The organism is Myxosarcina sp. GI1 (assembly GCF_000756305.1).
Lineage (GTDB): Bacteria > Cyanobacteriota > Cyanobacteriia > Cyanobacteriales > Xenococcaceae > Myxosarcina.
Genome location: NZ_JRFE01000050.1, coordinates 57,337 through 72,109, shown reverse-complemented (window position 1 = coordinate 72,109; position 14,773 = coordinate 57,337). Strand labels below are relative to the sequence as shown.

Annotated in this window: 15 protein-coding genes; 8 read left to right on the top strand and 7 right to left on the bottom strand. The window is 39.4% G+C overall.

The genetic code is table 11. The features are described from left to right. Positions 1–3: 3 nt before the first annotated feature. Positions 4–495: a pentapeptide repeat-containing protein gene (locus tag KV40_RS26710; RefSeq protein ID WP_036487624.1), complete on the bottom strand. Its 492-nt coding sequence runs from the start codon at positions 493–495 to the stop codon at positions 4–6. 110 nt (positions 496–605) lie between these two features. Between KV40_RS26710 and KV40_RS26705 the strand changes: the two genes are divergently transcribed. Next, on the top strand, positions 606–1,040 hold the full coding sequence (locus tag KV40_RS26705; protein WP_036487623.1) for a YraN family protein: 435 nt from the start codon (positions 606–608) through the stop codon (positions 1,038–1,040). A gap of 11 nt (positions 1,041–1,051) precedes the next feature. Here the strand turns inward: KV40_RS26705 and purU are convergent, their stop codons facing one another. Beyond that, entirely contained in the window at positions 1,052–1,906 is an 855-nt protein-coding gene (gene purU / locus KV40_RS26700) for a formyltetrahydrofolate deformylase (RefSeq protein WP_036487622.1), read from the bottom strand. A gap of 277 nt (positions 1,907–2,183) precedes the next feature. Here purU and KV40_RS26695 point away from each other — a divergent pair, with 277 nt between their 5' ends. The 3 genes from KV40_RS26695 (at position 2,184) to KV40_RS26685 (ending at position 7,558) form a co-directional block, all read left to right on the top strand. Continuing rightward, the gene (locus tag KV40_RS26695) at positions 2,184–5,546 is read left to right on the top strand and encodes a hybrid sensor histidine kinase/response regulator (protein WP_036487621.1); all 3,363 of its coding nucleotides are present in this window, start codon (positions 2,184–2,186) and stop codon (positions 5,544–5,546) included. Between the two features lie 78 nt (positions 5,547–5,624). After that, positions 5,625–7,256 (top strand): SpoIID/LytB domain-containing protein, encoded by a 1,632-nt coding sequence (locus tag KV40_RS26690; RefSeq protein ID WP_052055995.1) that lies wholly within the window; start codon positions 5,625–5,627, stop codon positions 7,254–7,256. Between the two features lie 92 nt (positions 7,257–7,348). Continuing rightward, entirely contained in the window at positions 7,349–7,558 is a 210-nt protein-coding gene (locus tag KV40_RS26685; protein WP_036487620.1) for a hypothetical protein, read from the top strand. 34 nt (positions 7,559–7,592) lie between these two features. Here KV40_RS26685 and KV40_RS26680 read toward each other — a convergent pair whose 3' ends face one another. After that, on the bottom strand, positions 7,593–8,303 hold the full coding sequence (locus KV40_RS26680) for a DUF475 domain-containing protein (protein WP_036487619.1): 711 nt from the start codon (positions 8,301–8,303) through the stop codon (positions 7,593–7,595). Between the two features lie 298 nt (positions 8,304–8,601). Here KV40_RS26680 and psaM point away from each other — a divergent pair, with 298 nt between their 5' ends. Next, entirely contained in the window at positions 8,602–8,697 is a 96-nt protein-coding gene (gene psaM, locus KV40_RS26675; protein ID WP_036487618.1) for a photosystem I reaction center subunit XII, read from the top strand. Positions 8,698–8,834: 137 nt separating this feature from the next. After that, complete coding sequence (locus KV40_RS26670; RefSeq protein WP_036487617.1) at positions 8,835–9,188, top strand: hypothetical protein; 354 nt, start codon at positions 8,835–8,837, stop codon at positions 9,186–9,188. A gap of 142 nt (positions 9,189–9,330) precedes the next feature. Here the strand turns inward: KV40_RS26670 and KV40_RS26665 are convergent, their stop codons facing one another. After that, positions 9,331–9,978 carry a tetratricopeptide repeat protein gene (locus KV40_RS26665; RefSeq protein ID WP_081942952.1) on the bottom strand — a complete coding sequence of 216 codons (648 nt, stop codon included), beginning with the start codon at positions 9,976–9,978 and terminating at the stop codon, positions 9,331–9,333. 767 nt (positions 9,979–10,745) lie between these two features. Between KV40_RS26665 and KV40_RS26660 the strand changes: the two genes are divergently transcribed. Next, the gene (locus tag KV40_RS26660; RefSeq protein ID WP_036487616.1) at positions 10,746–11,210 is read left to right on the top strand and encodes a hypothetical protein; all 465 of its coding nucleotides are present in this window, start codon (positions 10,746–10,748) and stop codon (positions 11,208–11,210) included. 7 nt (positions 11,211–11,217) lie between these two features. After that, complete coding sequence (locus KV40_RS26655) at positions 11,218–12,777, top strand: BamA/TamA family outer membrane protein (RefSeq protein ID WP_036487615.1); 1,560 nt, start codon at positions 11,218–11,220, stop codon at positions 12,775–12,777. Positions 12,778–12,844: 67 nt separating this feature from the next. Here KV40_RS26655 and KV40_RS33795 read toward each other — a convergent pair whose 3' ends face one another. The 3 genes from KV40_RS33795 to dcm form a co-directional block, all read right to left on the bottom strand. Beyond that, positions 12,845–12,982, bottom strand: a complete 138-nt coding sequence (locus KV40_RS33795) for a photosystem II reaction center protein K (protein WP_072013917.1) — start codon at positions 12,980–12,982, stop codon at positions 12,845–12,847. A 124-nt stretch (positions 12,983–13,106) separates the two neighbouring features. Beyond that, complete coding sequence (locus tag KV40_RS26650; protein ID WP_036487614.1) at positions 13,107–13,700, bottom strand: HNH endonuclease; 594 nt, start codon at positions 13,698–13,700, stop codon at positions 13,107–13,109. Between the two features lie 3 nt (positions 13,701–13,703). Further along, positions 13,704–14,771, bottom strand: coding sequence for a DNA (cytosine-5-)-methyltransferase (dcm, locus tag KV40_RS26645; RefSeq protein WP_036487612.1), 1,068 nt, complete (start codon positions 14,769–14,771; stop codon positions 13,704–13,706). Between the last annotated feature and the right edge of the window lie 2 nt (positions 14,772–14,773).

Sequence of the window (14,773 nt, the reverse complement as noted above, 5' to 3'; positions counted from 1 at the left end):
AAGTTACGGACAAAACAAAGTATCTTTAGTATTGCGTCCTGTAGTGGAATTAGTGCCGCTGGCTATTTCACATAAAGTCTCTTCAGTTCTGACACTCATTAAGGCATCGGTAAAATCTGCTCCTTCAATATTGGCATTATCTAGCATTACATTAGTCATAAAAGCTCCTTCTAAAACTGCGTCATTTAGATTGGCTCTGGTCATTCGAGTTGATTCTAAGTCAGCACCACGTAAATTTGCTCCTTCAAAGTTGGTTCCAGCCAAATTAGCTCCAAAAAAGCGTACTCCTGTCAAATTGGCGTGACTAAAATCACTACCTTTTAAATTTGTATGATCGAAACTAGCATCGGTTAAATCTTGTTGGGAAAAATCCGTCTCTGTCAATACTTCCTTATTGTAGTTACGGCTCCAGGCTGGCATTGCAAAAATACTTCCAACCCAACTAATAGCAAGTGTAAAAATAAAGACGCGAGTGATAATTTTTTTTAGATTCATAATTGTTGCTTAAATCTCAATGGGTAAAATTTTACTAAAATATCCTCTGTGACTCGGCATAACATTGTTGCTGCCTTACAATTCGATAGAAATCTGAAATCTAAACCAATATGAAAAATCTTGGTGAATTAGGCGAACGGCTAGTTGCTTCTTGGTTAAAGACCCAGGGTTATAAATTACTACATCAGGGTTGGTCTTGTCGTTGGGGAGAAATCGATTTAATCGCCACACATCAATGTAAAGCTTGTTTGATTTTTGTTGAGGTTAAAACACGAGGCGATCGCAATTGGGATAGTAATGGTTTGCTGGCGATCGATACTCGCAAACAAGAAAAAATCTGTCAGACGGCGATGCTGTTTTTGGCTCAAAACTCCAAACTAGCAGAACTACCCTGTCGCTTTGATGTAGCTTTAGTCAACTATACATTGGCAGCTAATTTCGATAGCCGAGTCAACTACTTGACTACCAGTCAGATGACACTTAACGGCGATCGCTATCAATTTAATTTGCAAACCTATTTAAAATCGGCTTTCGAGCTAGCTTGAATTCGTAGACTCTAGCTGAAAACTACTGTTTTATTGCCATAAACTAAAATTCTATTTTGTAGGTGAAACCGCACTGCACGCGCTAAAACCAATCGTTCTAAATCTCTACCTTTACGAATCAAATCGGCAGTAGTATCTCGGTGACTAATCTTTACTACTTCCTGTTCGATAATTGGTCCTTCATCCAAATCTTGAGTGACATAGTGTGCTGTAGCACCGATAATTTTAACTCCTCTCTGGTAAGCTCGATGATAGGGATTGGCTCCAGCAAAAGCGGGTAAAAAAGAGTGATGTATATTGATCGCTTTAGAAAATTTTGCAATAAAATCGGCACTTAAGATCTGCATGTATTTAGCTAAAACGATCAGATCTATGTCATAGTTTGCTAACAGTTCTAGCTGTTTGGCTTCTTGTTCCTGTTTGGTTTCTTTGGTTATAGGCAAATGATAAAAATCAATGCCAAACTGTTCGGCAATGTATTTTAAATTCGAGTGATTGCTGATAATCAAGGGAATTTCTGCCTGCAATTCTTTGGCTTGGTGTCGCCAGAGTAAATCTAACAGGCAGTGATCCTGTTTTGTTACCCAGATAGATATACGCGGCAAGCTATCGGAAAAGTGTAGCTGCCAAGTTGCTGCCAGGGGTTTGGCTATCGCCTCAAAAGCCCCCGCAATCAAATTGCGATGTAAGTTAAATCCCTGTAGCTGCCATTCGATGCGAGTTAAAAATAAATTATTGGCTAAATCTGTATGCAGGTCGGCGTGAATAATATTGCCACCGTTACTGTAAATAAAGTTAGCAAACTTAGCAACTAGTCCTGGGCGGTCTGGACAAGAAATAAGTAGGGTTGCAGTTGGAGTTGTCATTTATTTAGCTAAAAGATCTATTACCAATAAGCATTAGAGCATCTTCAAACTTACAAAGCACGTATAGTTGGATTAAGCTACATTAATATTATTTATAATTTGTTAATACGAAAGTAGATTTGACGCTTCAATTTTGGGAAAACTAAAATTGGATAGAAATTATTGTTGCTATCTATTTAGTTAAAGCCACTATTTTAAACAGGCGGTTATGGCGAAACTTGAATTAAAGTGAGATTTTCGTCTTTGTAAAGTATCAAAATTGGTTCGAGAAAATATTATGAATAGCCAAGATAAATCCCGAGCAAATGATAACTGGGATGAACGAGATTTAAATCTTTCAGAAAACGAGCCTCAAACTGCTTCTCAAAATGAAGAGCTAGACAGTGATTTCCAAGATCTATGGACAGAAGAAGATTCAGAATTAGTCACCGATATTATCTTGGAAGAATCGAACGATCTTGAAGATTCTTTTACTTTGCAATCGGAAGAGCCAAAACCATCTGTACCAGACACTATAGAAGGCGAATTAGACTTCGAGCTATCGGATTGGGATTTTCGCAATCCGCTCGACAACAAGGCAGAAAATAACAACACTGATATAGAAAACAGTTTTCAGTTGGAGCGATCGCCAGAGCCTGACTCAATAGAAAATTCCGAAACAGTTGTCAATGAAGAACGGCTTGAAACCGAATCTTTAGCTCTCGATTTGAATAATTCTCTAGATCTAGAAAATATTGAAAATAATTCGGATTGGCAGCTAGAGCCGATCGAAGATTCGCTAGACAATGACAGCTTTGGCGATTTAGATAATCTTGAATCGTTGGATAATGAGAGTCTGGACGAACTAGAGCCGATCGAAGATTCGCTAGACAATGACAGCTTTGGCGACTTAGATAATCTCGAATCTTTAGACAATGAGAGTTTGGGCGAATTAGAACCGATCGAAGATTCACTGGACAATGACAGCCTCGGCGACTTAGATAATCTACTTGGTTTGGAAACACAACCAGAATCATTAGATTCAATCGATCTAGACGCACCATTAGAAACAGTTGACCTGGGAATGAGTTTGGATTCCGATTCAGACTTCGCCGACCTCGATGCTATTGTCGGCTTAGATGAATCCAAGCTGAATGCGCCATCGCCATCTTCAACTGCAACCCCTGCATCCGTTTCTAAAGCCCAATCCACCTCTGAAACCGACCAAGCTGCCAAAGCCAATACCTTCGATCAAACGATGCGGGTATCGGTACGCAAATTAGACAATCTCAATAACTTAATTGGAGAACTGGTAGTTAAACGTAACCGACTAGAAGACGACCACGATAGACTGCGACGTTTTATGGATAATTTACTCGGTCACGTTCAGTCTCTTGGGGATGTGGGCGCAAGAATGCACGATACTTACGAGCGATCGCTTTTAGAAGGTGCATTGCTCGCTAGCCGCAAATCTAATGCAGTAGCAGCAGGGAATATCGAGCGTTCTAATTTTTCTGAAGCAAAGGTCAACTCCCAATCGGACGAACTAGACGCACTGGAAATGGATCGTTTTACGGGGTTTCACTTACTCTCGCAAGAAATCATCGAGCTTATTGTTCGAGTTAGAGAAGCCGCATCGGATATTCAGTTTGTAGTCGATGAGAGCGATAAAGTAACCCAGACTCTGCGACAAGTTACAACTCAGCTACAAGAAGGAATCAACTCTTCGAGGATGATTGCCTTTGGTCTCACAGCAGACCGTTTACCTAGAGCGGTTCGCCAAATTTCTCGCCAACAAAAAAAACAAGCAGAACTACATATAGAAGGTAAAGAAGTTTTAATCGATAAACTGATTGTTGAAAATCTTTACAATCCCATGACTCACTTGGTAAATAATGCCATTTCTCACGGGATCGAACCACCAGAAAAACGCCTTAAATTGGGCAAACCCGCAGCAGGTAATATTAGTATCCAAGCCTTTATTCAAGGAAACCAAACTGTAATCACCGTTGCCGATGATGGTGCGGGTATAGATCCAGAAAGAGTCAAAAATAAAGCCGTTGAGAAAAATCTGATAACTTGGGCGCAAGCACAAAACTTAACCCAACCTGAGATTTACGATTTGTTGTTTCATCCAGGATTCAGTACCAAAGACCAAGCAGATGATTTTGCAGGTCGTGGTGTAGGAATGGATGTAGTTCTAACCGACCTTAAGAAAATACGCGGTACAGTTGGTATTGAATCTGAAATTGGTAAAGGTACGACTTTTACAATTCGGCTACCTCTGGTTTTGAGTATTTGTAAAGCTTTGATCTGTGTAGATAAAAATAATCAAATTGCTTTTCCAATAGACGGGGTAGAAAAGACCAAGGAATACTTTGCCAACGAACTTAAAACCAATGCTAATGGAGTAAAGTGTGTTTCCTGGCAAGATCGGCTTTTGCCTTTGCAGCCTTTAAGCAATTTGCTAGCTTACAATCGTAAAATTAGAAGAGGAGCGAGCTACAGTGCTAAAGATCGAGATAACGATACCATATCTGTTGTGATTCTGCGTAGCGTCGATAATTTTTTAGCCGTAGAAGTAGACGAAATACAAAACGAACAAGAAATTGTTATCAAACAAATTGAAGGTTCTCTACCCAAACCTCCTGGTATTGCAGGAGCGACAGTTTTGGGTGACGGCACGATTTTGCCTATCGGCGATGTATTGGAGTTAATTGAAATTGCTCAGGGTAGAAGAACCATCAAAATGGACTTCAATCTGCTTAAGAGCGATGCTACTGCTGAAACCAACGTACGCAATGAACCAATGGTGTTAGTAGTAGATGATTCGATTACCGTTCGCGAACTGCTATCAATGAGTTTTATCAAGTTGGGTTATCGTGTCGAACAGGCTAGAGATGGTCAAGAAGCCTGGGATAAACTACGTGGCGGTTTGCCCTGCAACATGATCTTTTGCGATATCGAGATGCCAAGAATGAACGGTTTGGAACTGCTCTCAAATCTACAAAAGCATGATGAGTTTAAACGGCTTCCCGTAGCAATGTTGACCTCTCGTGGTGCTGACAAACACCGCAAATTAGCTAGTGAGTTGGGAGCACAGGCTTATTTGACTAAGCCATACACCGAGAAAGACTTGATGGATGTTGCCCATCGATTAATTGAAGTTAGTAAAGCCGAAGAAAAATCTCAGCCAGTTGCTGTGGCAGTTGCGGAAACACAATCTAATTCCCCTGCATCTTCTAATAGGGAGTTTGATGAGGCACCGTTGGTATTGATTATTGACGATTCGGTAACAGTAAGAGAGCTACTATCAATGACGTTTGAAAAAGCTGGCTACCGTGTTGAAAAAGCTAGAGATGGTCGAGAGGCTTGGGAAAAACTCAAAGAGGGACTGCCATGCGATATTGCCTTCTGTGATATTGAGATGCCGAGGATGAATGGTTTAGAGCTATTGGCTCAGCTTCAACAAGATGAAAGACTATCTACATTGCCCATTGCCATGCTAACTTCTCGGGGAGCGCAAAAAATGCGAAATATTGCCGCCGAAAAGGGTGCCAGAGGCTATTTTGTCAAGCCCTATGTTGAAGATGTTTTGCTAGATGCTGCCAAGAGAATGATCGATGGCGAAGTCTTAATCGATCGCATCGATTTGGATTAGTGCGTTAAATTACGAAGATTTGCTTCGCAATTTAACTTAGTATTTTCACCTATCATCGCTAGAAAAAGTTATATTTTAATGTTTGAGATTACCGTGGTTGGTCGTAGTTTGGCGATCGCTTTACTAAGCTGCTTTTTGGGAATAGAAACTGCTGTTGCTGTTGCTACTGATGAAATAGAGCTACAGGTTGGGATAATTCAAAGATTGGGTGCTAAACCCATTAACGATAAGGAACCTGCAATTGAAGAAGTTACAATTAGTAGTACTTCAGGTGATTCTCTTACGGTAAGTTTTCCCGAAACTAAAAAAGTTATTCAAACTCAAAAGATCGTACTTGATATAGAGCCACAACCTTTAAGCAAACCTCAGTTATCAGAAAGGCTGGTGTTAAGCGATCGCGCCACTTTTGAAACTGCCGAAGCTGTTGCTAACTCCTGGAAAAAGCTCGGCATCGAAGTAGAAATACTTCAGCCTGGACGCTGGCAAGTTTGGGCAAAACGAGATGTTTATTCGACTCCTCTAGTTCGTCGTTGGTTGCTGCACAGTTTACAGGCAAATGGTTATGAGGAAGCTTATTTATCGTCAGAAATGCTAACTCACCAACCACAAGCTACTCTAACTATTGCTGGTAAAAAATATCAGCAGGATGAAGTCGAGATTACTAGTCAAAAAAACTTAATAAAAGTCAAAATTAATGATGGTGATGATACTCCTAGTCTTTATGGTGGTAGTTTGGAACTGCAACCCAACGCTTTTGGTGAATATACTTTAGTTAACCACGTTCCTTTAGAAACCTATCTTAGAGGTGTCGTACCATACGAAATTGGCGCAAGTGCGCCACCTCAAGCCGTTGCCGCACAGACTATCATCGCTCGTACCTACGCCTTGAGAAATTTACGGCGTTTTGCTGCCGATGACTATCAGCTTTGTGCTACGGTACACTGCCAGGTATACAAAGGTTTATCGGGAACTAATCCTACCAGCGATCGCGCTATTGAAGCTAGCAGGGGTTTGGTTTTGACCTACCAAAACGAACTGGTAGATGCTCTCTATTCCTCTACTACTGGAGGAGTTACTGCGTCTTTCGATGATGCTTGGCAGGGTGCAGATCGTCCTTATCTTCAGGCAATTATCGATTCTACCCAACAGGTTTGGAATTTGTCCGAACATCCTCTAGACGACGAAACCAATCTACGTCGTTTTTTAAGTTTAAAACAAGGGTTTAACGAAACAGGACGTAGTGTCTTTCGCTGGCACAAAACCAGCAAAATCAAAGATTTAGATCGAGATCTGCGCCGCTATTTAAACAAAACCCATCATCCACTAGCAAATTTTACTACTATCGAGTGGATGCAAGTCCAAAAGCGATCGCCTTCTGGCAGAATTTTAACTCTGACAATTCAAACCGATAAGGGCAAAATACAGCTTCACAAAAACGATGTTCGCAGTGCTTTTGAAGCACCCATCAGCACTTTGTTTTATTTAGAACCAGTTTACGATGAAGACAAGCGACTCAAAGCCTATAATTTTATTGGCGGTGGTTTCGGTCATGGAGTGGGTTTGAGTCAGTACGGCTCTTACAATTTAGCCAATCTCGGTTGGACAGCAGCACAAATTCTCAGCTTCTATTATCCTCAAACGACTATTCAACCTTTAAACGATTCAATCGTTTTCTGGCGCGACGAGGTTCGATTATCTAGCAATCGGTAACAATCTTGATGAAATTTAATTGCATACGGTCGGGCAACGGCTCAAACTGTCGTAGGATGTTATCGATAATACTTAGCAATTTCTAGCTATTAATGACTATTTGGGTGAACGAGCAAATCGATCCGAGCGGCATTATTTATTCTTGTATTGCCTGTCTTGATGAAGAGGCTGCCAAAGATTGCCATCAAAATTGGCAAAATAATCTCAGTGACGAACAAAAGCAAAAAGGTTGGGTAGCTCGCTTGCGAACTGTCGAGACTTGGAACGAGGTACCTGTTAACGCTTTAAAGCTAAGTCGTTAAATAATTATTTTCAAGCATCTCTATTGACTCAAATTTAACCATCTCCACCTGACGATTCTATTGGCTCTCGCTTAGAAAACCCCCAGGTAAAAAATACTGCAACTATGGCAATTGTCACCCATTCGGGGATAATTAAGCCAGGGAAAAGTGCTTTGAGAAATAACCGCAATCCGACAAAACCGACAGTAATAAATCCTGCATCTTCTAAATAAGTATATTCTTCTAACCAACGAATAAATAATTCGGCAAGAAATCGCAGCGAAATGACTCCGATAGTACCACCAGCAATAATCAGCCAAGTTTCATCGGCAATAGCGATCGCTGTAGTTACGCTATCGAGAGAAAAAGCTAAATCGGTGATTGCAATTGTGGGAATTATTTGCCAGAAAGAAGAAAACTTGAGGTGTTTTTTGGGTTGTTCTGACTCATCTTCGTCATTAACGAAGTAGTTGAACACCAACCACAATAAATACATTGCTCCCAATAACTCAAATTGCCAAAATTGAATCACCCAAGTAGCAGTCAAAATTAAAACAATTCTTAATACATAGGCGGCGATCAAGCCAACATTAAGAGCCTTGCGCTGCATTTTTGCATCGGGTAAACCCTGAGCGATTGATGCCAGGGCGATCGCATTATCGGCTGAGAGTACGGCTTCTAAAACTACTAAAACTAATAAAATCAGAGGAGTTTGAAACCCCATATCCGCTAAATAATCAAAATAATCAAATGAATCTTCAAGCATTCACTGTCTTTCTCCAGAGCGATAACTATTGAAGATATTGTCGCTACTTGCAACATATCTTTGGTTTTTGTATTTATTTTCTCGGTCGCATAGCGACTTTACCAAAACTTGGTTCTAAATTCTGGATTTTTTAGTTGGCGACTTGGTAAGCCTTCCTTAAGCGAGGTTTCCTTGCCAGGTTCTCACCGCTTTTATTAATTATGTTGCATCTTGTAACGATTTGTTTGGTTTGGGGTCAATTATGACGCAAATTAAGGAATGAATATCTTTTTTTAAGTTTAAACAGGAGTAAATTTTTATGCCTTTATCTGATACTCAAGTTTTTGTAGCTTTGTTGGTGGCTTTAATTCCCGGAATTATGGCAATTCGTCTGTCTACAGAACTTTACAAATAAGTCTTTAATTACTCAAGACTGCTAAAGTCTGGAAATAAATAGCTCCTTGCTAGCTAAAGCTGAGTTTTAGATCGGCAAAAGACTAAAAAATTGCTAATCTAAAGTCTCAGCCAGAGCTTAGTAATGGAGTTATTTAAATGGATCGAAATCGACCCCGATCGCAGCGTTCTCACAAAAAAAGTACTTATCGTGGAGTTACTGGTGAAGTTTGGCTCAAGCTGATTTTTAGCTGGATAATTGCGATCGCTTCAATTGGCTCTTTAGTTAAGCTACTCCCATATCATCTTTCTCAACAGGCAAAGTTAAAAGAACTTCGTATTCAGGTAAGTCAAACAGAAGCTAAAGTCGCAGAACTACGCCAGCAACTCAATCATAATTTCGATCCCCAACAAACTCGGAATCTTATGGAACAATATAGTTCGCTGTTAGCACCCAATCGCAGCAGAATTTATTGGCTGCCAAATAAAGATAGCGATCGCCAAGAAGAATAACCAAGCAGGGGTGCAGGGGTGCAAGGGAGACTTGGGTACTTGGAGATTTCACTCTCGTAGAGGAGGGGCTGTCTCTGGAGGAAGCCTTCAGAGCTTGTAAGCACCGTAAATCCCTTCGTCTCCCCGTATCTTAGTCCCCTGCTCATTTCCCGCGCAGATGATTGTATAATTCTTCCCACCACCCCATGACTTTCTCTCGGTATTTAGCTCGATTGAGATCGTCTTTTAACAGTTCCAAACTCCGCTGATAATCGGCAACAGCACAATTCCAATCGCCTCTTAAATAATAACAGCGTCCTCTCTCGGCGTAAATTCTCTCTCGATAACGGGTACCAATTGTTAAAGCAAAGTCGAAGTTTTCTAGAGCCGAGTCATACATTTCCAGTTCGCGGAAAGTAATTCCCTGATTGATCCAGGCTCTAAGATTAGCAGGATTGAGATCGAGTGCTAAATCGTAATCGGCGATCGCTTCTGCTAAGTTACCCTGGGCTGCATGACAATTGGCTCGATTATTGTAAGCACTGTCAAGTTCGGGATCTAACTCTAAAGCCAGAGACAAATCGACGATTGCTTCTAATATTTGGTTATTACGGAAGTGCATTAAACCTCGATTGTTGTAGTTAATCGCACTATTGGGACGGAGGGCAATTAATCGATCTAGTATAGCGATCGCAACTGCATAATCTCCTTGAGATGCTTTTTCTGCTAAAAAAGTTTTAAGTCTGGCTTCTGAGTTTAGTTTTTCTCCGTAAGATAGAGGAGAAAACAGACACATCGATGTTTCAGTCATATTAGAAGATGACAAGCTCGCACTTGAGGACTGAAATCGCTCGCAATCTCGATTTTCGATTGGCATGGCATCAATTAAACCTCTTTAAAAAAGCTACGTTGTCTGACCTAACTCTCTAGCTGGAACGTCCCGTGTAATCGCTGCGTATTGATTTACCTTTACGCTCTGATGGTTTTCTTTGAAAAAGACAGTGGGTTTGACAAATACTCAAGCTTATTTAAAGCAACCTAAAACTTATGGTCTTTCAGAGGGACACTGACTACCGAATTGGATACTAAGCGCACTATCTCATAATTATTGACCGTTCTTAGATGAAGATTCGGTTAAGTTTTAATGAGATTGAAACTTTCTTAGTACACAACAGAAATCAAAACCAACTAGCTTACTTAAGCAGAATTCCCAAAGATTTAAAAAAAATATCATTTTTTATCATTAATTTAAGTTTTTCGCCAGTCCAGCTTGTTAGTAACTTTTAACTGGCAACTTATCATTAGTACTTATTGCTTAAAACAAGTGTTTGGTTTCATAACAATTTTTGATGAAAGTGGCTATTTGGGTACAATATTGAACGGAATAGTTCCGTTGGCGTTGCTGAAGCCCTTTTGGAGAGTAGCTTTCTCCGTAGGATTTGTTTTTTCAAAACGTGAGTGCCGTCTACCGAGAAAATATCCAGGGCTTGTGTTGCCCGATAAATTCATTTACATTGCTAAATATCGATTGTTTTTGTATCGAATTAGCTAAAAAATGCTATACCTAAAATTAAATTTATGACTAACACGACCTTACTTACACAAGCCACAGATTTATCTACAGAAGATTATTGCGTTTTAGGAGTTGCTACTTGTTTCTTGAGAGAAGAAGGAGAAGTAACAGAAGTTAAAATTGTCGAACCAATTCCTTCGGCTGCATTAGAAGCACTAATCGAGAAAATTCCGACTTCTTATCAAGCAGCTTGTTCTAAAACTCTTGGAGAGATTTTAATTGGAGATAAAATTCAAATTCCCTCAGAACTACCTCAAGATGCTAGTCTGTGCGAGCGTTTCGAGGAAAGAATTTTAGCTGCCGCTCGAACCTACAAAAGTCGTCCTGAAGCTAAAAAACATATACCTTTAGGAACTATTAAACAAGATTTTAACTATTCTTTGGAACGGAAAAGAGTTCTTAACTCTGAAAATATCGTGCGTCCTGAAGATAATGTCAAACAGCACGAACATACACATAAAGTGCTTTAAATAATAGATGATTAAGTCGTCTTTATTTTGTTTGTCATTTATTGCAGTTGGTTTTGGTGAAATTAAAACGGCTCTGGCGCAATCAAAACTAACGTTTAGTTCTAGCGATCGCCTATCGTCAGAACGAATTGTTAAAGTTAGTCAATCTAATTCAAGTTTTCAGTCACAGACAGAAACAACAACCACCGTACCAGCAGGCAACAACATAACTATTAGCGAAATTGAAGTACGTTTTGTAGATAAAAACGGCGATATAACTACGGGACAAACTAAACCAACAATTATTATTCGTGAATTTGCCCTACAGCCTGGAGATGTTTATAACCAAAAATTAGCCCTGCAAGGCTTAAATGGAGTCAGAAAACTAGACATTGTCGATCTCGCCAAATTAACCTTAGAGCCTGGGGCGACAACTGATGAAGCCGTAATGGTAGTGACAGTAGCAGAAAAGAAGTCTGCCTATTTTGCTTTTGGTTTGACTTTAGAACCGCCTACGGCTTTACAAGGTACGGTTAAACCAAATGTAGTTCATGCTTTGTCTAATAGCTCTACAGGTACATCTGGAGGTGTTCGCTTTGGGTTGAGAAATCTTGGCGGTACCAACCAGCAAGCAAGCCTTGGTATAGAAGGAGGCGAACAAAAATTTGGATTTAATCTAGGCTATCGCAATTATCTCAGGCACGATACGGGTTATGGAATTAATTTTTTCAATCAACGAAATGTAGAGCCTGAGTTTGATGAAGGCGATATCGATGTCGATCTACCTGATGATAACGATCCTTGGATTCATCGTATTGGCGGTGGTATGGAGTATTTTCAACCTCTGGCTAGAGATTTTGTCGGCGCGATTGGTATTTCCTATCAGCGTATTTCTGTGAGAGAAAGGGCTTTTTCTAAAAGCATCGAAGCTCGCGACGAATTGGGCGATCGCTTAACTGTAAGTGATGACGGACAAGACGATCTGTTGACTATTAATTTTGCTGCTGTTTTAGATCGACAAAACAATTCTCAATACCCTACCGAAGGTTTTAAGCTTCAATTTGGTAGCGACCAATCTATTCCCGTTGGCGATGCCAGTATTGTTTACAATCGTCTGGCGGCTAACTATACTCATTACTTGCCTCTAAATCTCTTTGGTTTTACTGAGGGAGCACGAACTTTGGTACTAAATTTTCAGGGAGGAACTATTTTAGGAGAAGTACCGCCTTATGAAGCTTTTACTTTGGGTGGTTCTAGCTCGGTACGCGGTTATGGATCGGGGGAACTAAGTACGGGACGTAGCTTTATTCAAGCTACGGCAGAATATCGCTATCCAATATCAGCTTTTAGGGTATTTAAAAGATATATCGACGTAGGTGGCACTTTTTTTATCGATTACGGCAGCGATTTAGGTACGAACGACGATGTTATCGGACGACCCGCGCAAGTGCGAGATAAGCCTAATAGCGGTTTGGGTTACGGTTTGGGCTTGCGCGCCCTTACTCCTGTTGGAGCGGTGAGATTGGAGTTTGCCCTTAATGATGAGGGAGATAGTGAAATAATTTTTGCCATTGGCGATCGCTTTTGAGTTTAGCCAATAAAAAAGCATCCCTGATATGGGATGCCTTAAAACACAAACAGACGATAAATTAAATTTATTTGAATCCGACTGCAGCCTGCCAAACAAAAGCCAATAACAGGAAAAACAAGGGAATCAAGGGCAAAACGTCTACTAGTGGGTTAAACATAGCATAAGCTTCTGGCAGCTTTGCCAATAGCATTGCAGCTTCCATATATTTATCTACCTTCCAAGAATTTTCTTAAAATATAGTAAAAATATTATCATGGTTCGTGTCTTATTCAATCTTGGGCTTTTGATACCGATTGAATATTGGTGAACGATAATACTTCTTTTAATTATTCTTCCTGCCAAGATATATGACCGTTTATATTATGCTTTTCATATATCGATAAAATTTCTAAGGCAAAGTTTACCAGTCTTTCGTCTTTTTCTTTTTTGGCTAAATCGTATAGTTTGATAAACATTTTTTTGCCTGTTTCTGTTTGATGCAGATTTTTTTTCAGCATATTATGGCGACTACAAAGAGTTTGTCCATTTTCAATAGTATTTTCGCCGCCCAGTTCTCTTGGTCTGATATGGTCGGCATGTATTTCTAGTCCTTCTTTTTTACCTTGACCACAAATTACACATTTGTAATTATCTCTGGCAAATATCTCTTGTCTCATTGCTTCGGGAAAAGTATCTGCTTTTGCTATTGCCACATAATTGGGATCGTATTTATATACTCCTTTTTTTACCTTGACTAATCTACCTTCTTCAAAAAGTTTTCTAATTGCACGGTCTGGATCTGCCAAAGGTGTTTCATAAAGTTCTTGCCAAGCCTCAACTATTTTAGGAATAATATCTTGGTGTTTTATAGCTCGATTGGGTCTTTCTAAATAATATTGAAAAATAAACTCTTTTTGAGACAGTTTTTTATTTTCATCCATGTTTCAAAAATTTTTATTTAAAACAGCATTATTTTGGACAAAGTGACAATTAGCACTTATTGTTTGATAAATGCGATCGGCAATAGCTTTGACAACGGGAACAGCTACAGAGTTTCCTAATTGTCTATACATTTGAGTACGAGAAACGGGAAAAACAAAATTATCAGGAAAACCCATAATAGATTTGCATTCATTTTGAGTTAATAATCTAATTCCCGTTTCGCCATCTCTAACAAATGTGCCAGTTAATCTTTGAATTTTATGGTAGGTCGAAACTAAAGTTTTTACTTTAATTTTGGAAGAGCAATCGACTATTTGAGGTCTACCATCATCTTTTTTAAATAAATAGGTTTTTTGTAAATGTTTGCTGATTGAATAGTTTCCGACACCTTGCTCTATAAACCTGTCTATATACACGTTATTGTCTTCTCCTAAAGGAAAAGAAAAATTAATTCTGCTGTTTAAATAATCTCTTTGAAAACCTATTATATAAATTCTATCTCTAATTTGAGGAAGCTGAAATCGTGCGGCGTTTAAGATTATGTAGCGGGTATCGTAGTTAAGAGCATCTAAGGTTTGTAAAATAACTTGAAAAGTTTTGCCTTTGTCGTGAGTTACTAAGCCTGGAACATTTTCTAGTAAAAAACAAAAAGGTTTTTTGGTTTCTAAAATTTTGGCAATAGAATAAAATAAGGTTCCCTGAGTTTGATGTAAAAAACCTTCTCGTTTGCCAATACTACTAAAGGGTTGGCAGGGAAATCCAGCGAGCAGAATATCATGGTCGGGAATCTCTTGAGGCGAAAGTAAATTAATATCTCCATAAGGAATTTCACCAAAATTTGCTTGATAGGTTTGTCGAGCATATTTATCCCATTCAGAGGAAAAAACACATTGGCTTTTGTTGGTCTGAAAAGCAATACGCATTCCTCCAATACCTGCAAAAAGATCGATAAATTTAATTTTATCTTGAATCAAATAAGGCGAAGCATAACTAGAATAACTAGGGTTTAGTTGCTCGAATAATGCCGATATGTAAGATTGTTCTGTATGAATTACGTCTTTAACTGACATTG